Source organism: Streptomyces sp. NPDC016469, assembly GCF_040632905.1.
Classification (GTDB): Bacteria; Actinomycetota; Actinomycetes; order Streptomycetales; family Streptomycetaceae; genus Streptomyces.
On the sequence record NZ_JBEYCQ010000021.1, the window covers coordinates 115,998 to 132,622 of the forward strand.

The 16,625-nt window shown below is 71.5% G+C and carries 21 protein-coding genes and 1 pseudogene; 9 read left to right on the forward strand and 13 right to left on the reverse strand.

Annotated elements, in window-relative coordinates:
• Positions 1-5 precede the first annotated feature (5 nt).
• Positions 6-761, reverse strand: a complete 756-nt coding sequence (locus tag ABZ565_RS23885) for a (5-formylfuran-3-yl)methyl phosphate synthase (protein WP_361030346.1) — start codon at positions 759-761, stop codon at positions 6-8.
• A gap of 172 nt (positions 762-933) precedes the next feature.
• Between ABZ565_RS23885 and ABZ565_RS23890 the strand changes: the two genes are divergently transcribed.
• Complete coding sequence (locus ABZ565_RS23890; protein ID WP_361030349.1) at positions 934-1,221, forward strand: hypothetical protein; 288 nt, start codon at positions 934-936, stop codon at positions 1,219-1,221.
• A gap of 66 nt (positions 1,222-1,287) precedes the next feature.
• Here ABZ565_RS23890 and ABZ565_RS23895 read toward each other — a convergent pair whose 3' ends face one another.
• Positions 1,288-3,189 (reverse strand): RICIN domain-containing protein, encoded by a 1,902-nt coding sequence (locus ABZ565_RS23895; protein WP_361030352.1) that lies wholly within the window; start codon positions 3,187-3,189, stop codon positions 1,288-1,290.
• Positions 3,190-3,506: 317 nt separating this feature from the next.
• Between ABZ565_RS23895 and ABZ565_RS23900 the strand changes: the two genes are divergently transcribed.
• Positions 3,507-4,070, forward strand: a complete 564-nt coding sequence (locus ABZ565_RS23900; protein ID WP_361030416.1) for a TetR/AcrR family transcriptional regulator — start codon at positions 3,507-3,509, stop codon at positions 4,068-4,070.
• Between the two features lie 13 nt (positions 4,071-4,083).
• Here ABZ565_RS23900 and ABZ565_RS23905 read toward each other — a convergent pair whose 3' ends face one another.
• The 4 genes and pseudogenes from ABZ565_RS23905 to ABZ565_RS23920 all read right to left on the reverse strand — a co-directional run bounded on the left by ABZ565_RS23905 (position 4,084) and on the right by ABZ565_RS23920 (position 5,954).
• A complete protein-coding gene (locus ABZ565_RS23905; protein WP_361030355.1) occupies positions 4,084-4,533 on the reverse strand; it encodes a GNAT family N-acetyltransferase in 450 nt (149 codons plus the stop codon).
• 148 nt (positions 4,534-4,681) lie between these two features.
• A pseudogene (gene manB, locus ABZ565_RS23910) lies at positions 4,682-4,854 on the reverse strand (phosphomannomutase/phosphoglucomutase); the annotation flags it as partial.
• Positions 4,851-5,153 carry a hypothetical protein gene (locus tag ABZ565_RS23915; RefSeq protein WP_361030357.1) on the reverse strand — a complete coding sequence of 101 codons (303 nt, stop codon included), beginning with the start codon at positions 5,151-5,153 and terminating at the stop codon, positions 4,851-4,853. The gene ABZ565_RS23915 and the pseudogene manB, both read right to left, overlap by 4 nt.
• 120 nt (positions 5,154-5,273) lie before the next feature.
• The gene (locus tag ABZ565_RS23920) at positions 5,274-5,954 is read right to left on the reverse strand and encodes a ScbR family autoregulator-binding transcription factor (RefSeq protein WP_361030360.1); all 681 of its coding nucleotides are present in this window, start codon (positions 5,952-5,954) and stop codon (positions 5,274-5,276) included.
• A 389-nt stretch (positions 5,955-6,343) separates the two neighbouring features.
• On the opposite strand from ABZ565_RS23920, the gene ABZ565_RS23925 reads away from it, so the two are divergent.
• Positions 6,344-7,024 carry an HAD family phosphatase gene (locus ABZ565_RS23925; protein WP_361030363.1) on the forward strand — a complete coding sequence of 227 codons (681 nt, stop codon included), beginning with the start codon at positions 6,344-6,346 and terminating at the stop codon, positions 7,022-7,024.
• A gap of 14 nt (positions 7,025-7,038) precedes the next feature.
• On the opposite strand, the gene dhaL is transcribed toward ABZ565_RS23925, so the two are convergent.
• Positions 7,039-7,701: a dihydroxyacetone kinase subunit DhaL gene (gene dhaL, locus ABZ565_RS23930; RefSeq protein ID WP_361030366.1), complete on the reverse strand. Its 663-nt coding sequence runs from the start codon at positions 7,699-7,701 to the stop codon at positions 7,039-7,041.
• 40 nt (positions 7,702-7,741) lie between these two features.
• The gene (locus ABZ565_RS23935; RefSeq protein WP_361030369.1) at positions 7,742-8,740 is read right to left on the reverse strand and encodes a dihydroxyacetone kinase subunit DhaK; all 999 of its coding nucleotides are present in this window, start codon (positions 8,738-8,740) and stop codon (positions 7,742-7,744) included.
• Between the two features lie 61 nt (positions 8,741-8,801).
• On the opposite strand from ABZ565_RS23935, the gene ABZ565_RS23940 reads away from it, so the two are divergent.
• The 4 genes from ABZ565_RS23940 to ABZ565_RS23955 all read left to right on the forward strand — a co-directional run bounded on the left by ABZ565_RS23940 (position 8,802) and on the right by ABZ565_RS23955 (position 11,077).
• Complete coding sequence (locus ABZ565_RS23940) at positions 8,802-9,020, forward strand: hypothetical protein (RefSeq protein WP_361030372.1); 219 nt, start codon at positions 8,802-8,804, stop codon at positions 9,018-9,020.
• Between the two features lie 49 nt (positions 9,021-9,069).
• The gene (locus ABZ565_RS23945; protein ID WP_361030419.1) at positions 9,070-9,555 is read left to right on the forward strand and encodes a tetratricopeptide repeat protein; all 486 of its coding nucleotides are present in this window, start codon (positions 9,070-9,072) and stop codon (positions 9,553-9,555) included.
• Positions 9,556-9,665: 110 nt separating this feature from the next.
• Positions 9,666-10,172 carry a helix-turn-helix domain-containing protein gene (locus ABZ565_RS23950; RefSeq protein ID WP_361030375.1) on the forward strand — a complete coding sequence of 169 codons (507 nt, stop codon included), beginning with the start codon at positions 9,666-9,668 and terminating at the stop codon, positions 10,170-10,172.
• A 50-nt stretch (positions 10,173-10,222) separates the two neighbouring features.
• Positions 10,223-11,077, forward strand: coding sequence for a M23 family metallopeptidase (locus tag ABZ565_RS23955; protein ID WP_361030378.1), 855 nt, complete (start codon positions 10,223-10,225; stop codon positions 11,075-11,077).
• Here the strand turns inward: ABZ565_RS23955 and ABZ565_RS23960 are convergent.
• From ABZ565_RS23960 to ABZ565_RS23970, 3 genes are all read right to left on the reverse strand, one after another.
• Positions 11,065-11,676, reverse strand: coding sequence for a dihydrofolate reductase family protein (locus ABZ565_RS23960; protein WP_361030381.1), 612 nt, complete (start codon positions 11,674-11,676; stop codon positions 11,065-11,067). The two genes, ABZ565_RS23955 and ABZ565_RS23960, sit on opposite strands and share 13 nt — an antisense overlap.
• A gap of 59 nt (positions 11,677-11,735) precedes the next feature.
• Positions 11,736-12,407, reverse strand: a complete 672-nt coding sequence (locus tag ABZ565_RS23965; protein ID WP_361030384.1) for a S1 RNA-binding domain-containing protein — start codon at positions 12,405-12,407, stop codon at positions 11,736-11,738.
• A 135-nt stretch (positions 12,408-12,542) separates the two neighbouring features.
• Positions 12,543-13,028 carry a hypothetical protein gene (locus tag ABZ565_RS23970; RefSeq protein ID WP_361030387.1) on the reverse strand — a complete coding sequence of 162 codons (486 nt, stop codon included), beginning with the start codon at positions 13,026-13,028 and terminating at the stop codon, positions 12,543-12,545.
• A 210-nt stretch (positions 13,029-13,238) separates the two neighbouring features.
• On the opposite strand from ABZ565_RS23970, the gene ABZ565_RS23975 reads away from it, so the two are divergent.
• On the forward strand, positions 13,239-13,934 hold the full coding sequence (locus ABZ565_RS23975; protein WP_361030390.1) for a hypothetical protein: 696 nt from the start codon (positions 13,239-13,241) through the stop codon (positions 13,932-13,934).
• A gap of 37 nt (positions 13,935-13,971) precedes the next feature.
• On the opposite strand, the gene ABZ565_RS23980 is transcribed toward ABZ565_RS23975, so the two are convergent.
• Positions 13,972-15,441 carry an MFS transporter gene (locus tag ABZ565_RS23980; protein ID WP_361030393.1) on the reverse strand — a complete coding sequence of 490 codons (1,470 nt, stop codon included), beginning with the start codon at positions 15,439-15,441 and terminating at the stop codon, positions 13,972-13,974.
• 157 nt (positions 15,442-15,598) lie between these two features.
• Here ABZ565_RS23980 and ABZ565_RS23985 point away from each other — a divergent pair, with 157 nt between their 5' ends.
• The gene (locus ABZ565_RS23985) at positions 15,599-16,246 is read left to right on the forward strand and encodes a helix-turn-helix domain-containing protein (RefSeq protein WP_361030422.1); all 648 of its coding nucleotides are present in this window, start codon (positions 15,599-15,601) and stop codon (positions 16,244-16,246) included.
• Between the two features lie 11 nt (positions 16,247-16,257).
• Here ABZ565_RS23985 and ABZ565_RS23990 read toward each other — a convergent pair whose 3' ends face one another.
• Positions 16,258-16,512: a DUF6332 family protein gene (locus tag ABZ565_RS23990; RefSeq protein ID WP_361030396.1), complete on the reverse strand. Its 255-nt coding sequence runs from the start codon at positions 16,510-16,512 to the stop codon at positions 16,258-16,260.
• Between the last annotated feature and the right edge of the window lie 113 nt (positions 16,513-16,625).

Genomic DNA, 16,625 nt, shown 5'->3' on the forward strand with positions numbered 1-16,625 from the left:
GGCGGTCAGCCCACGATGGTGACGCCGGCCGCGAGCTCCCGGGCGTGCCGGTCCATCTCCGCCCGGAACGCGGCCACCAGATGCGGCTGAATCCTTCCTGCGTTGCGGTCACCGCCCTCGCAGACCGCCCCGCGTACGCCCACGATGTCCGTGCCGATACGGGTCAGCGTGGCGAGGTCCGCCTGTTTGACGCTGCCCGCGAGGGCCGCGAGCAGCCCGGAGGCGTGGGCGAGACCGACGAACTCGGCGCAGACGTCCGGCGGCACGTGGTCGAACAGCCGCGACCCGTCCTTGATCGCCGTGTCGAGCATGGCCGCGTCGGCACCGGAGCGGGCCGCGATGTCGGGTAGCGCGAGCGGGTTGACGCACCCGATGCGATGCGCGTCGGCATAACCCGACGCGACGACCAGCGCCTCGGGACGGTAGTCCTTCACCGCCCGCACGACCGCCCGCATCACCTCGATCCCCTGGTCGGGCGTCGTGCACCCGTAGAGCCCGACCTTGATGTACGTGGCACCCGAGACGACGGCCCCCAGCGCCGCCTGGGCCACCGTGCCGGGCTTGTACGGAACATCGCCCACGGTCGCGGACACCGGCTTGCCGGCCGGGACAGCCTCCCGGATCTCCCTGATGACCCAGGGGAAGTTGGCGCCGAGCGACCCCTCGTCGGGCTTCTTCACGTCAACGATGTCGAGATACTCCGCCGCCTTCGCACAGTCGACGGCTTCCTCGACGCTGTCCGGGGAGATGAGAAGCAACACGATGGGCTCCTTCCGCGCAGGGGTGCGGATCACCAGGTCGACCTGCGGTGTGCTCATCATTTCCGCCGCCCACGGGCCCCGGTAGGGCGCGCGGGCCCCCCTGGGAGCACGGTGCCCCACCGCAATGCGCCGCACGCCCCGGCGCAGGGGAGCACCGTGGGATCATGCGTCGATGAGCAGTGACCTCGAAGTGAGCGCGTTGGCGGTCAACATCACGATTCCGGCGGAGCTCCGCTGGACCGACACCCGGCGCGGGACGGAGTTCCTACTCACCACCCTCAACATCCGGCTCCTCCCCGACGGCCGCCTCGCCGCGAAGGCGTACGGCCGGCCGGTGGAGGGCGGACGGGGCGCCTACGTTTCGTTCCCGGTGCCCGACCGGCCCGAACTGGCGGACCTGATCGCCGAGGGGGCGAGCCGCGCCGGCACGCTCTGGGACGCCCATCGCGGTCTGGGCTGAGCCCGGCGGTGTACGCGTGACGCCCCCGCGAGCGGACCGCTCGCGGGGGCGCAGGGCCAAGGACGCTCAGCTCTCCAGGGAGAACGTCTGCGCCGGTGATCCGTCGCACGGCTGCTGCGAGAGGTGTGCCCCGTTCGCGGTGGAACCACCGTCCACGGCCAGGCACTTGCCGCTGTTGCGGGCGACGAAGCGGTAGCGGCCGGCCGCGCCGGACGGCTCCGCCCGCCACTGCTGGTTGCTGCCGCCCACGTACGACCACAGGTGCACGCGAGTGCCGGAGGCGGTCGCGCCGGGCCCGCCGTCGACGTCCCAGACCTTGCCGTTGTGCCGGTTGACGACCTGGAAGCTCCCGTCACCCGCGGACCGGAACTGCCAGCTCTGGTTGGCACCGGTGGTGCAGCTCCACTGCTGGATCGCGGTCCCGTCGGCGGTGCCCCAGTCGGCGGCGTCCAGGCAGGCACCGCTGTTGGCGTTCTTCACCCGGTACCAGGCGGACGGGTCGATGGAGCCCGTGGGCGGCTCCGTGGTGCCGCCGTCGGAGCCGTTCCACACGAAGGTGGCGACCGCGCCCGCGGGCAGCGTGTAGACCAGCGACCTGCCGTTGTCGGTCAGCGAGAACTTCTGCGCGCTCGCGGCCGAGTTGACGACGTACGCGGCCCGGGTGCCGTCCGGGTTCTGGAAGGCGACGTTCTCGACCCCGCCGCTTCCCTGGCTGGTCGAGCCGATGCGGGTGGCGCCGGGCTTGACGAACTTGGCGAGCTGACCCAGCACGTAGTACTCGGCGTTACGCGTCACATTGCCGTTCGCGATCTCCACGACACCGTTGCAGCGGTCCGAGCAGCCACCCTGGTGAGGGCCGCCGTTCTGGTCCAGGGCGAGGTTCCAGTCGATGACGGTCTCGCCTCCGTTGCGCATGTTCTGCACGACGAGGTTCTCGGCGTGCCACTTGAGGGTGTCGGCGAACGTGGTGGACCGGTCGGCGCTCTCCGTACCGGAGCACTCGGTGAAGAACACCCGCTTCCCGGCGTCGACGACCTGCTGCTGGGCGGACGGGTTGCCGCCGTAGCAGTGGAAGGCGGCGCCGATCACCCGGCTCATGCCCGGGGTCCCGTTGAACACCTCCAAGGGGTAGTTGGGGTGGTCCCAGTTGTGGTCGAAGGCCAGCAGGTTCGTCGGCAGGTTCGCCGCCGTCAGCGTACGGTCGAGCACCTTGAAGAAGTCCGCCTGCTGGGACGCCGTCATGGTCATCGACGGGTAACTCGCGGCGAACTCGGGTTCGTTCTGCACGGTGAGGTCGGTCAGCGTGATGCCCTGCTGTCCGTACGCCTTGATCGCCTTGACCAGGTAGTCGGCGTACGCCTGGTAGCTCTCCGGCCTGAGGCTGCCGCCGTTCAACGCGTTGTTGGTCTTCATCCAGGCGGGCGGCGACCAGGGGGTGCCCATGAAGCGGATGGCCGGGTTGACCGAGGTGGCCTGTTTCAGGACCGGGATGATCTCGGCCTTGTCCCCGTCGATGGAGAAGGAGCCGGGGGTGTCCTCGTACGTGTACAGGCTGCTGTCGGCGTTGAAGTCGCTGCTGCCGAGCGGCTGGCGCAGGTAACTGAGCCCGATCCCGTCGCCGCCGGACGAGAACAGCGAGGTCATCAGCGCGTTCCGCTTGTCCTGCGGCAGGCCCTGGACGAGGTGGGCCGATGCCCCGGTGACCGAGGCGCCCGCCCCGGTGAACCGCTGGCCCTTGCTGGTGGCGTCGACACGGATGTCGACGCTCTGCGGCGAGCCCGTGAAGGCGACGCCGCCCTCGGCGGACAGTTTCTTCGCGCCGTCCGGGGTGGTGACCCATACCTGAGCCGTGGGGTCGGCGGCCTGCGCGGCCGTACCGCTGCCGGCCAGGCCGACGGCCGCGACGGCCATCGCCAGGGCCGCGGCTGCGGCGCGCGCCCGGGGGCGCGGGGGAGTGTCGTGGGACATGTGCGGCTCTCCTTCGGTCATGCCTGGGGGAGGACATGGCGCGTCCCTCGGACGCCGTGGCGGGGCCCGGCTCCGTGGACGACGGCGACATGAAAGCACACTCACTAAGTGGTTAGTAAGTAGTCGTGCGCGCTTTGGTGCGGGCGGCCCTCGTGCGCCCGTCGCCCCCAGGTCAGCGGCCCGGACGCCCCCATTGACCCGTGTTACGGCCGGTCTAAGCTGTGCCGGTGACCAACCATTCAGCAGGCAGGTCCGGCCGGTCGGCGAAGCCCCGTACGCCCAGGAGCCCGGAAGCCCAGCAGCGGCAGCGGGACATCCTGCACATCGCGATGGACACCTTCGCCGCCCGTGGCTACAACAACGCCTCGCTCGCCGAGATCGCCGACCGGGTCGGCCTCACCCAGGCCGGCGTCCTGCACTACTTCCGGTCCAAGGCGCTCCTGCTCACCAGCGTCCTCGAACTGCGCGACCAGTCGGACATCGAGCAGCTGGGCCCGGACCGCCCGCGGGGTCTGGCGTTCCTGCGCCACCTGGTCGACACGGCGATCCGCAACGCCGAACGCGAGGGCATCGTCCGCCTGTACGCCGTCCTCTCGGCGGAGTCCGTCACGGACGACCACCCGGCGCAGGAGTACTTCCGGGACCGCTACGACGGACTGCGGGGCCTCGTCGCCGACGCCCTCCGCGAGGCGTGCGACCTCCCCGACGACGGGACGGCGAAGGTGGAGCACGCGGCCAACGCCGTCATCGCCGTGATGGACGGCCTCCAGGTCCAGTGGCTGCTGGCCCCCGGCGCCGTGGACATGGCCGCCTCGACGGACCTGGTGGTCGACGCCCTGCTCAGGACGCTCGCCCCGGACCGCTTCGGCGCCGACGGCTGAACAGCGCCACGCGTCACGCCTCCCGCGCGAGGTAGCGCCGGAACCCCTGGGCCCGCGGCTCGAAGCCGCACGACTCGTAGAATGTGTGCACGTACGCGTCATCGGCGGCGAGCAACTGCACCTTGTAGCAACCGGACCTCTCGGCGAGACCCACCACTGCCTCCAGCAGCCGCCGCCCGACGCCCCGCCGGCGGCCGGCCCCGGCGACCACGACGTTCTCCACGAAGAGGATGCCCCGGCCGCCCCGGGTCAGGTTGGGCATGACGATGCTGTCGGCGGTCCCCACGACGACCCCGCCGGCCTCGGCGACGAGTACGGTCCGCCCCTGCTGCGACGCGATGCGCGCCCACACCTCCCGGGCCGCCTCCCGGGACAGGGCCGCGTCGTCGGGGTTCAGCTCGCGATAGAGGGCGAGCAGCGCGGGAAGGTCCTGCTCGGCGGCGGTTCGGACGGTGATCTCCACGCCCGTAAGCCTAAGGCGGGGGCTCCCCGGCGAGCCGCAGTGCGAGGTCGACCAGGTTCGCGAGGCGCAGTTCCCGCCGGGTGGTGCGCAGCGCCCAGACCGCTGAGCCGAGGCAGGGCCGACCGGTCAGGGCGGAGAACGGAACGTCCTGGCCGCTGAGCGCGGCGAGGACGTGGAGTGCGGCCGGCATCCCGTATCCGCGTTCCAGGAGTCGCGGCAGTAGTAGTGCGTGGCGTGCTCGCCGCCGGACACGGCCCCGGTACGGACCGGCGTGCCGCCCGCCTCACGGATCACCTCGGGCGCCGCGCGCGAGGTGATCAGGACCACGGCCGCGGCACCCGCGCCCCGTCGCGCCCGCGCTCGGTGCGACCGGAACGCCCCCACAGCGGGTCGAGGACGCGGTCGACGGGAACCTCGGCCGGGGGCAGGCCCAACTCCTCGCCCGGGTACAGATGCGCGGAGCCCGGCAGCGCCGGCATCAGCAGTGCGGCGGCGCGTGCCCGGGCCGGGGAACCGTATCGGGTGACCGGCCGCACCGCGTCATGGCGGGAGAGCAGCCGGGTGGGCCGGATGTGGCAGGCCGGCCGCGCCGAGTCGGAGACGGCCGACCACGCGACCATCACCCGGCCGTGCGGCGCCACCGCCCCCGGCGGCGCGGGATGGGTGTCCAGCAGCGCCCGCCACTCGCGGTACAGCGGGTGCGACTCCTCCTCGTCAAGACGCCGGAGCCTGTGATGCCCTCACCGGCGAAGGGGCGAGGCGACTGCTCGCCCGGCCCGCGAGGCCTCCGCCTGCGCGGGGATACGGGCGCGGGCCCGGGCGAGCAGGCCCGCCGGATCGGGGTCCGCCTGGAGCGAGGTGAGGGCCATTCGCCACCACTGCTCGAGCCGCTCCGTCCAGCCCCGCCTGCCCGGCATCTCGTCGGTCAGGGTGCAGTGCCCGTAGAACCCGCACACCAGCGCCACGGCCGCGGCCGACGGCTCGACCCCGTTCGCGAGTTCGCCCCGGGTCCGGGCCTGGGCGAGGAGGCGGGCGCAGGCCAGCGCCCAGGCGCCGAACGGTGTCGGCACGGGTGCCCCGATGGTGCGGCGCTCCGCCCAGAGCCGCGCGCCGGCCCGTGCCACGACGTCCTCGCTGAGGGACTGGGCGACGCGGAAGCTGAGCGCGACCAGCTTCTCCAGCGGGGGGATGCCGGGCGCGGCGTAGGTGCCGGCGAGCTGCGGCCAGGTGGCGAACTGCTCGCGGACGACGGCAAGCGCGAGCTTTTCCTTGCTGGAGTAATGGAAGTAGATCGCCCCGGTGGTCTTTCCCGAGTGGTCACTTATGTCATTGACACTCGTGCCCAGATATCCCCGTTCTACGAATAGATGTGCCGCCGATTCCAGCAGCACTCTGCGGGTTGCGCGCGCCCTGTCCTGCACTTGTTCCACCTTCGCTCATACGTGCTAGCGCCGCGACGTGAAAGGCCGTATCACCCCTTCGTGAGGGGTGCAGTCGCATCGCGCGACGATCCTATTATTCATCGCCCGGGTGGCGCAGTCGGCCGGCGCTTCTCCGCATATTCCGGTGCACTCGAATTGGTGATTGCGGAATTCAGGGCCGCCGAAATAACGTAATCGTCATGATGTTTCGGACGGTCTGATCCTCGGGGTCTCAAGTCCGTCGCGGCGCCCCAGCGGAATCGACCTGGCCGCCGCGGTCACGGAGCGACGCCCGCGTCCGATTCCTCCCTTCCATAGGTGTGCCTCGCGGCACATGTCTGCGCCCTCGTGCCTCACCGGTCGGCGCAGCCTCCGAGAACGGCGGTTACATGACAGCTCATCGCATTCTTTCCTGGTCCCCGTCCGCCATCGTCTTCGACTGCGACGGCACCCTGATGGATACGGAAAGGCACTGGCAGGAAGCACGCAACAGCACCTTCCGGCTCTTCGGGCTCACCCCGCCCGCCGGGTTCGCCGACCGTGCGAAAGGCGTGCACTACATCGAGTGCGGCGCCCTGATGGCTCAGGAGACCGGCAAGCCGGACCTGGCCGGAGACTTCGCCGACACCCTCCTGAGCACCTTCACGGCCCTGGTCGAGGAGGACCCGGTCACCATGCCCGGCGCCGCCTCGCTGGTCCGGCTGGCCGCCCGCCACCGCCCCCTCGCGGTGGCCAGCAACTGCCCCCGGTCCACGGTGGAGTCGTGCCTCGACCGGGCCGGGCTCCTCGGCTGCTTCCAGCACGTCGTGGTCGCCGGCGAGGAGGTTCGGCCGAAGCCCGAGCCGGACGTCTACCGGGTGGCTGCTCGCCTCTGCGGCGTACCGCCCGAGGAGGCCATGGCCGTGGAGGACTCGCTGACCGGCATGGACTCGGCGCGCCGGGCGGGCCTCCGGGTGATCGGCATCGGGACGCGCCCGCCGGACCCGGACGGCGAGCAGGCCGACCTGTGGGTCAGGAGCCTGGCCGACCCCGAACTGCTCAGCTGGGCGCGTAGCCTGCTCGGCCCCTGACCGGCGGTCAGGCCTCAGCCACCGGCGAGGTGGGGAGCCAGCGTCCGCACCGTGCCCGCCGCGGACGCGAAGAACAGCGCCATGCCCACGGCCCCCGGGTCCGGTACGCCGGTGGCTCGCTCGCCCAGGTAGCTGGCCCGTCCCATGCGGGCCGCGTGGGACGCGGTCTCCCGTACCCCCCGCCACGCCTCGTCCGCAGCGGCGGCCAGGGCGTCGGCGGCCGGCCCGTCCCCGGCCGCCCGCAGCGCGTCGGCGGCCGGGGACAGCGCGTCGACCAGCGTCTTGTCACCGGGCGACGCGTCCCCGACGCGTCGGATGGCGGCCAGGCCCTCGGCGGCGCCCTCGGCGAGCGCGCCCGTGGTCAGCTCCGGTCCGGACCCGGCGGCCCGGCTCAACGCCTGGAACAACAGGCCGAACAGCGGACCGCTGGTCCCGCCGACCTCGTCCAGGAAGGCGGTGGCCAGGGCGCCGAGGTGCTCACCGGGGCCCGCCGACGCCGCCACCCGGTCGAGCAGCGGACCGGCGGCCCGGACCCCGGCGGTGAGATTGGCGCCGAAGTCGCCGTCGCCCGCCTGCTGGTCCAGCTCCGTCAGCTCGGCCTCCGTCGCGTGGACCGACTCCGCGAAGCGCCCCGCCCACTCACGGGTGCGCGTGCCGTCCAGAGCGTCGCTCGTCATGGGCCCTCCTCGTACGTTCGTCCCGCAGGGAGCTGACCGGTCACCACCGCAGTGCCGGGGTGTGCACGGGGGCGTCGTAGAAGTCCACGGCGGCCCGGTCGGCGACCATGAGCGTGAGGGAGAACCCCCGCATGTCCAGGGCCGTCACGTAGTCGCCCACCAGATGGCGCGCGAGCCGCACCCCTCCGGCGTCGAGCACCCGGCCCAACTCGCCGAACACCGCGTACAGTTCGAGCGAGGTGACCGAGCCCAGCCCGTTGACGAGAGCGACGACGGACTCGTCGGGCCCGGGCCGCAACGCGTCGAGCAGCGCCTCCGTCATCTCCTCCACCAACGGGCGCAGGGAGCCCTGTTCCCGGGTGCGGGCGGCGCGCTCCCCGTGGATCCCCACACCGTACTCCAGCTCGCCGGGCGGCAGTTCGAACGCGGGCTCGCCGGTGGCCGGCGCGTGGTGCGCGGCCGAGGCGACGGCGAGCGTACGGCACCGGCCCGCGAGGCCCGTACCCAGCTCCACCAGCTCGTCGAGCCCCATCCCCGTGTCGGCGGCGGCGCCCAGGACCTTCTCCAGCAGCACCGTGGCACCCGTGCCGCGCCGTCCGGCGGCGATGTCCTCCGAGTCGGTGGCGAGGTCGTCGTCCACGAGGACCCGCGCACAGGCGATCCCCGCGTCGGCGAGGCGCTCGGCCGCGATGCCGAAGTTGATCCGGTCGCCCGTGTAGTTCTTCACGATGTGCAGCACGCCCCCGGGGCCCGCCACGGCGCGCGAGGCCCGGAAGATCTGCCGGTTGTGCGGCGAGGCGAACACCCTCCCCGGGCAGGCCGCATCGAGCATGCCCGCGCCGACGAACCCCGCGTGCAGCGGCTCGTGCCCGGACCCGCCCCCCGACAACAGCCCGACCCGCCGCGCGGGCGCGGTGTGCCGGGCGGTGACGAAACCGTCCGCCGCGTCGTACCGCACCAGATCCGCGTGCGCACGGGCGAAGCCGGACAACGCGTCGGACACTAGTTCACCGGCGCCGTTCTCGAAGTACCTGGCCATAAGCCGCACCCATCCCGTCCCTGGCGGTGAGGCCGTACGAGCCGACCCGGACGATAATCCCATGGTGCGGGTAACGGTACGCAGGCGGCAACTCGCACAGCGTGGCGCGGGGGCGCACGGGGAGGGGGTGCGGGGGCGCGGTGAGCGCCGGCAGTACGTCGTGGCGGCGACCTTCCTCCGCCTGCTGCCCGCGGCGGTGCGACCGGTGATCGGCATCCTCCTCTGGCGGGTGCTGGACCTCTGCGTCGAGTTCGCCGGACGGCTGGTGCTTTTCGCGTGATCCGGGTGTGCCACCGTAGGGCCGCATGAGCGATGACCGTGGGAGAGGGATGGCCCTGGCGCGTGCCGTGCGGCTGCGGGAGCAGGGTGAGGCGGGCCTGGCACGGGAACAGTTGCTGGAGCTGGCCGGGCGGTTTCCGGACGATGCCGTGATCGCCTACCAGACCGCCTGGGCGCACGACGTCCTCGGCCTGGAGGCGGAGGCGGTGCCCTTCTATGAGCGGGCGCTGGCGGGGGAGGGCCTGGCCCGCGAGGACCGGTACGGGGCGTTTCTCGGGCTGGGGAGCACGTACCGGGTTCTGGGGCGTTACGAGGAGGCCGCGCGGACACTGCGGCGCGGCCTCGACGCGTACCCGGAGGATCCCGCGCTCCGGGCGTTCCTGGCCATGGCGCTCTACAACCGCGGCGAGGGCCGCGAGGCGGTGGGGTTGCTCCTGAAGACGCTCGCCGCGGCCTGCGAGGACCCTGGTGTGCGGCGGTACCGGCGGGCGATCGAGCACTACGCCGACGATCTCGACGCGGTGGAGCCGGAGTGAGCCGGTGAGCGGATGGGGGTCGGCCCGGGGCCGCGATCCAGCCGTCGATCGTGGTGCCCCGGCTCGGAATCACCCTTGCATGTAACTCCGTAATTACGTAATCTCGGAACATGGATCTGGAGGAGCGGGTCACCGCGCTCGAACGACGCCTGGCCGAGCTGGTGGAGGGGGCCCCTGCCGCGCCCCCCGTGGCGGAGTCCGACTTCTGGGCGCTCGACGCGCTGAAGGCCCGGCACCCGGTGACGGAGGAGACGGACGGCGCCGTGCTGTTCACCGGTGCGGTGCGCGTGCCGACCGGACACCGCTACGAATGGCAGTACGGGCTGCTGACCGAGACGGTGCTGGACGACGACTGGTCGGAAGCCGCCGCGTCGTTCGCCGCGCTCGGCCATCCCGTACGGCTGACGCTGCTGCGTGAGGTCCTGGCCGGCCTGCGCACCGCGGCCGAACTGGCCGGACTCGACGGCGTCGGGACGACCGGCCAGGTCTACCACCATCTGCGTCAGCTGACGGGCGCGGGCTGGCTGCACTCCCCGGAGCGCGGCCGCTACGAGATACCGGCGGGGCGAGTCGTGCCACTTCTCGTGGTGCTCACCGCCGCACGCCCCGTGACCTGACCGCATACATACACCGATCACGTACACCCATTACGTGCAAGGGGGAGAGCATGTCCGCGGACCGATGGAAGATCGCCGCGAAGGTCCAGTACGCGCTGTGGGTGATCTTCTTCGCCCAGATCGTCGTCGGATTCTTCGCGGAGCTGCCGTACAACTACTGGTTGAGCTGGCTCCCGGCGGTCGGCGCGTTGGGGATCGGCCTGATCGCAGCCCGCTCCGCCCGCCACCGGATCGAGACGCGGCCCCCGGCACCCGTCGCGGTGGCGCCTCCGGTGACCGGTCGCTGGTCCGCGGTCAACAGCCCCGCCGACAAGGTCCCGAGCCACGGCACGCACAGCCTGGCGCAGACCTACGCCATCGACATCGTGGCCGAGCCGGCGGACGGACCCGCCCGCCCCGCCCCCGTCTGGTTCTGGCCCGTCGCCCGGCACAGCCGGGACTATCCCGCCTTCGGCGCCCCCTTGTACGCGGTCGCCGGTGCGACCGTCGTGCACGCGGAGGACAGTCAGCGCGATCACCTGAGCCGCAGCTCGCTCGCCGGGGTCCTGTACTTCTGGCTGGTCGAGGGGGCGGGCAGGACGATAGGCGGCAGCCGTCGCGTCGTGGGCAACCACATCGTCCTCGACCTGGGCGACGGAACGTATGCCATGTACGCGCACGTCCAGCGCGGCTCCCTGCGCGTCCGCCCGGGTGACGAGGTGGAGCCGGGCCGCCTGCTCGCCCGCTGCGGCAACTCGGGCAACTCGACCCAGCCCCATGTGCACTTCCAGCTGATGGACGGGCCCGACCTGGAGACGGCGCACGGCATCCCGTTCACCTGGCACGGAGTCGGTGTGCCGGCCGCCGGTCAGACGTTCAGCGTCGACGCGGACACCACTGCCCCGGTACGGCCTCAGGACACCTGACCCGCACCACCGGCGTCCTGCCCGCCGGTTGCGCCGGGCGGCGCGTCGAGGACGGTGGGGGCGTACTCCAGCAGCTGGAGCCGGCCGTCGAAGGTGCGGCTCCCGACCAGATCGAGCCGGACATCGGGGTACGCGTCGAAGATCCTTTCCCGCCCGGTGGCACCGGTGATGACCGGGAAGACGACGACGCGGAAGCGGTCCACGAGACCGGCCGCGAGCAGCGCCCTGCACAGGCTGAGACTGCCGAGCGTCCGCAGCGGACGCGTCTCGCTCTTCTTCATCTCCCGCACGGCCTCGACGGCGTCGCCCCTGACGAGCTCGGTGTTCTTCCAGACGAGAGGCGGTTCCAGAGTGGAGGAGAACACCGCCTTCGGCATGGCGTTCAGCTCGGCGAAGCCGGGGTCGTCGGGGGCCTGGGCGGCGAACCCGGACATCAGCCGGTAGGTCGTGGCACCCATCAGACTGACGTGCCGCTTCTCGCCCTCACTGTCGATCCAGGCGAGATACTCGGGCCCCTCCATACCCCAGAACCCCGGCCAGCCCTCTGCGGACGCGTATCCGTCGAGCGAGATGATGAAGTCCACCATGAGACTGGTCATCGGACTGTCCTTTCACGATCGGCATGTGTCCCAGTGGTGACCGCCGCCGCCCCGCGAACTCATCGTCGCCGGCCGAACGCCGACGCTCGACGGCCGGCTTTCCGGGCGGGCGGCACGACACTCGCCTCTCTGCTGTCGTCCGCCCGGGCGAACAGCAGCCGTCTCCGCGACAGGTCGACGTCCAGAACGACGATGGTGATGTCCGCACCGACCTCGAAATCGTCCGACCGGTCGGCCGACGGGAGGCCGGGAACCTCCGCGAGACCGCGGTTCTCCCTGAACGGCACCAGACCGCGATTCTCCCTGAACGGCACCAGTCCGACGATCCCGTCCCCGACATCGACGAATACGCCGAGGGGACACACCGCATCCACCGTCCCGCGCAGTATGTGGCCGGCTTCGGTGCGGTAGGCGAATGCCGCGAGCGGATCGGGTTGCAGGGCGCGCAAGGACAGCCTGGCCTCCGCGTTGTGGGTGTCGAAGCCGATGAATGCGCATGTGACGCGTTGCCCGACCCGCACGACATCCTCCGGAACGTCGAGGCGCCGCCACGACAACTCGGGGATCGTGAGGAACCCGACGCCGGGGAATACGGGATGCCCGGGGCCCTCGTCGAGTGCGACGAAGACCCCGAACGTCTCGATCGCGACGACGGTGCCGGTGAGGACCTCGCCGTGGTGCAGTGACCCCAGAAAGGTCCAGAGTTCCGGGCTCTCGGCCTGCCAGTCCATGCCGCACACCCTGGCACGACCACGGCCCCGATGTCAGTCCCCGTTCGTACGAGCACGCCATGTCCGATGCCCGCCCGGTCCTGTGGACCCATGACGTGTGCCCGGTGCGGGGCTGGCCGGGGCTGATCCCCGCGGTCACCAACGGTGTGGGCGACGGGTGGCGGCGAGGAGGGCCGCCACCACCGCGACCATGGCCAGGGCGATCGCGAAGTGGGCTGCCCAGGCGCCCGCCGGGGTGGGGCCGCCCCAGGCGTGGGAGGTGTCCTCGCCCGCCGTCGCCAGCGGGTAAAGCAGGCCTCGGGTGAGAAGAAGGAGCACCGAGGGGGCGGCCAGGGCGAAGGCGAGGATGTTCGCCGGGAGGCCGCGGAGGGCCCGGCCGACGACCCCGCGGAAGCGGTCCGGTGCGGGCGGAATGGGTGCGTCCGCCTGGGACGCGGTCGGCCCGCCGAGGGTCGCGAGGCGTCGCTGGAGCCGTCCGGCGGTGGACGCGTTGCCTGTTACGGCCAGTACCAGGGCGAGGACGGTGGCGGGCAGGGCCAGCAGCGCGTGGACCAGCAGCAGGGCCGCCCGTCGCGGCAGCAGAAGGTGGTGTGCGGGGAGGGCGTCGGGTGCGAGGGTCATGGGGAGCCCCTTCTCGGGTTCGGTGCGATGACCGGACCGTAGGGGTGCGGCAGCGCAGACGGCGTCATACCGGGGAGCCAACCCGGCCGTCGGACCTCAGTAGCAGGCTGCTCCGGGGGCGTACTCCGGTGGCCGGTACCGGCCTTCCCGAAGGCGTCAACTCTGCGTAAATTAAAGGGCCTTGATGGTTCGAGTAGAGCAGGAGCCCGTGTGGAGACGCTCCTCCTGTTGCTGTGCGTCGCGGCCGTGTACGGGCTGTTTCTGAAGCTCCGCACCCTCGCTCACCGGTGGAAGCTCCCGCCCCTGTCCATCAGCACGGACAGGCTGGACGTCTACCAGAGGCAGGCCTTTCAGGAGATCTGCCGAAGATCCCCGAGCCTGGGCGTCCGGGTCCGCCTGGGGCCCTACTTCGCCGAGCGGAACTGGAACCGGGCCGACGCCCTGCTCGTCCTCGCGGAACCCGTCAAACACAAACTCCTGCGCGTCGAGGGCTGGAGGTTCGGCTCGTACGCGCTCACCCGCAAGGGCTGGCGCGAGTACCGGAAGCACTTCATGTGGACAGGGAGCAGTGATGAGTCGATGCATATAACGGCCTCGGAGGGCGGCTTCGCTGCCGTCAACGTCAACAGCCCCCATGGCGTGGCCCAGAGCAGCGGACACGACAGCAGCGCCGACCTGTCCGGCATCTCCTACCACCAGCTGGCGACCGCACTCAGAGCGGACTCGGAGGGCGCCGCGACCGAGGAGGCGGTCAGAGCGCGGGAATACGCCGAAGACCTGTCGGATGCGGCCGGCGCACAGGACACCGACCGCGCCAACCGGGTGCTCGGCCGCATCAACGCCCTCCTCGCGACCGCGACTTCCGCCTTCAGCCTCACCAGAAACCTGCTGCCGCCCGGCAGCTGAGCCCGGGACCGACGGGGCTCAGCTGCCGGAGCGGGCATCAGACGGGTTCCTCGACGGGGTGTTCCTCGACGCTGTGGGAGTCGGTGAGGCTCAGCGCACCACCGGCCGCGATCAGGCCGACGACGACGGCGAGCAGCGCATAGGTGATCCGTTCGCCGTGGAAGAAGGACGCGACGAGCTCGCCGCTCCACACCCCGGCGGGGAGCGACGTGGTGACCAGGGCGGCGATCAGCGTGCCGACGACCGCGGTGCCGACGCTGGAGCCGACCTCCTGGGCGGTGTCGTTCAGGGCGGCGGCGATCGAGGTGCGGTTGCCGGGCATCGCGTCCACGAGGGCCACGGCGCAGATCGTCATCACGGTGCGCAGCCCCACGGTCATGAGCACCATGCACACCGCGATGACGGCGTACCCGTGCTCGACGCCCCAGGCGAGACCGGCGAGCGACCCCGCCAGACAGGCCGCGCCCACCAGGCAGGCGATGCGGTGGCCGAAGCGGCGCGCGAGCCACTCGGACAGCGGGGTGGCCATGAGCATCGTCACGATGATGGGCAGGTTGGCCAGGCCGGCCCGGACCGGGCTCCACCCGTACGCGTACTGGAAGTGCAGGATCAGCCCGAACATCACACTGGCCATCGCGATCGACGTCCCGATCTGCGCGAGGGTGGCCCCCCGCACCGTGCCGTTCGAGAAGACCCGGAGATCCAGCATGGGCGCGGCGCTGCGCCGCTCGTGCCGGACGAAGGCGTACGCGGCCGCGACCGCGCCCACGATCGACGCCAGGGTGATCCCGGAGAGCCAGCCGTGCTCGACGCCGCTGGTCAGCGAGTAGCAGGCGAGCCCGATGGCGGCGACGCTCAGCAGCGCGCCCGGCGCGTCGAGCGCGTCCTTGGTCAGGTCCTCGGGACGGTCGGCCGGTACGCCGAGCCGGACGCCGATGCACGCGATCAGCGCGATCGGGGCGTTGACGAGCAGCAGCCACTCCCACCGCACATGCGCCAGCGCCGTACCGCCGAGCAGCGGGCCGAGGACGAAGCCGGACATGCCCACGATGATCATGACGGTCATCGCGCGCATCCGCAGGGCCTTGTCGTCGAACAGGCGGAAGACCAGGGAGTTCGTGATCGGAGCCATCGCGGCGGCGGCCACGCCGAGCGCGGCGCGCAGGGTGATCAGCTCACCCGCGGTGGAGACGAGGGCGACGCACAGGCTGAGCGCCCCGAACGCGGTGAGCCCGATGAGCAGTACCCGGCGGCGGCCGAGCCGGTCCGCCATCGATCCGGCGGTCAGCAGAAGACCGCCGAACGTCAGCGAGTACGCACCCGTGACCCACTGCAACGCGGTGGTGCCGCTGCCCAGGTCGCGGCCGATCGTGGGCAGGGCGATCGACAACAAGGTGTTGTCGACCATCTCGACGAAGAAGGCCAGACACAGGGCGGCCATGGGTATCCACGCCGCGCGCAGCGAGGGATAGGAGCGGGACCCGTTTCCGGGTGGGGCGGTAGTCATGGCGCGGTCCTTTCGATCGAACACCGTTCGGCTATCGAACGCCGTACGATGCGATACGATAGAACAGCGTTCGATGAGATGCAAAGAGCGAGAGGAAGCAGCCATGGCACAGCAGCGGCGCCGGTCCGACGGAGGACGCCGCCGGGCTTCGCACTCGATGGAGTCCGTGCTGACCGAGGCGGTGGCCCTGCTGGACGAGGCCGGCGCGCCCGCGCTGACGTTCCGCGCGCTCGCGCAGCGCCTGGGCGGCGGCGTCGCCAGCATCTACTGGTATGTCGCGAGCAAGGACGAACTGCTCGACCGCGCCACCGACCATGTGATGGGCGCGGTGCTCGCCGAGATCGAGAAGCTTCCGAGTGGCGACGACCCCATCGACGACCTGCGCGCGATGGCCGTGACGCTGTTCGGCGCGGTGGTGGAGAGGCCCTGGCTCGGCGCGTACTTCATGCGCAACACCGATGTGCAGAGCAATTCCCTGCGCCTGTACGAGAAGCTGGGCCGGCAGACGCTTCGTCTGAAGCTCGACTCGCGTCAGCGGTTCCACGCCGTCTCCGCGGTCGTCGGCGTCGTGGTCGGTTCCGCCGTCGACATGGGGCAGGAGCCGCCGCAGGAGGTCCTTGAGGGGGCCGTGGGCCGCGAGGAGTATCTCGGCAGGTTCGCCACGGCCTGGCGAGGGCTCGATCCGGAGGACTACCCCTTCGTCCACGAGATCGTCGACGAGTTCGACGGCCACGACGACGTGGACCAGTTCCGCTCAGCGCTGGACCTGACCCTGGCCGGCCTGCGCCTGCAGGCCGGAGCGTAGACCGGAACGGCTCAGTGGCCCTGACGGCGTCGCGCGTCGAACCGGCGCAGCACCCGGACCACGCGTGACACCCCGGCCGCCGCCCCGAGCAGCGCACCTCCGGTCAACGTGTGTCCACGCGCCGGGCCGGTGACACCGAGGGCGAGGGTGAGGGCGAAGGACAGGGCGAAGACGGCTGCCCCCAGCACGGTGGCCGTCACCAGTGCGAAGACGATCTCCACCGTCATCGCGTCCTTCTCCCACCGCGACTCACGCCCCATGTCCATGGCACAAGTCTCACACCGCGGTCGGCCCCTGCCGACGGATCACGGGCTGCGACGAGATCCACGCGGACTTCGTGCACGACGGACGCCCGCACGTGCCGTGGACCCGCGTGGGC